At 79.8% G+C, this 511-nt stretch carries 1 pseudogene; it reads right to left on the reverse strand.

Going from position 1 to position 511, the window contains the following annotated elements:
* Nucleotides 1–500: pseudogene (locus J7E93_RS32635) on the reverse strand (hypothetical protein); the annotation flags it as partial.
* Between the last annotated feature and the right edge of the window lie 11 nt (nucleotides 501–511).

Raw genomic sequence — 511 nt, forward strand, 5'->3', positions numbered from 1 at the left:
GCGGCGAGGCCGTCGGCGGCGGTTTCGGCGCATCCGTGGACGCTCAGGAGCCGGGCGAGCAGGAGCAGGCCGCCGAGCGCGAGGGCGCCGGAGGCGAAGCCGGTCAGGCTCAGCAGGCCGGCGAGGGCGGCCAGGTGGAGCGTCACGGTCGCGAGGAGCAGCGGCCGGGTGCCGGCGGCGAAGTCGTCGAGGCCCCGGCTGGCGGCGAGCCTGCGGCGGGCGCCGGAGGCGAAGAGGTGGGCGCACCAGGCGGCGGGGGCGACGGCGAGGGCCAGGCCGAGGAGGGGCAGCGGGGTGATGTCCCAGGTCTCGTCGGGCCCGCCGGTCATCGTCTCGGCGAGAAGGCCGTCCCCGCCGACCGCGTACGCGAGGAGCCAGAGGGTCCAGACGTGGGCGGCGGGGACGGTGCGGCCGGCGGCGCGCAGGGGGCCGCGCCGTACGGCGACGGCGAGCGCGACGGCCAGGCCGAGGACCCCGGCCGCGCCGACGGCGAGGCGCACGGGTCCTTCGG

Origin of the sequence: Streptomyces sp. ISL-36 (genome assembly GCF_018614205.1) — a bacterium.
In the GTDB taxonomy this organism is placed as follows: Bacteria; Actinomycetota; Actinomycetes; order Streptomycetales; family Streptomycetaceae; genus Streptomyces.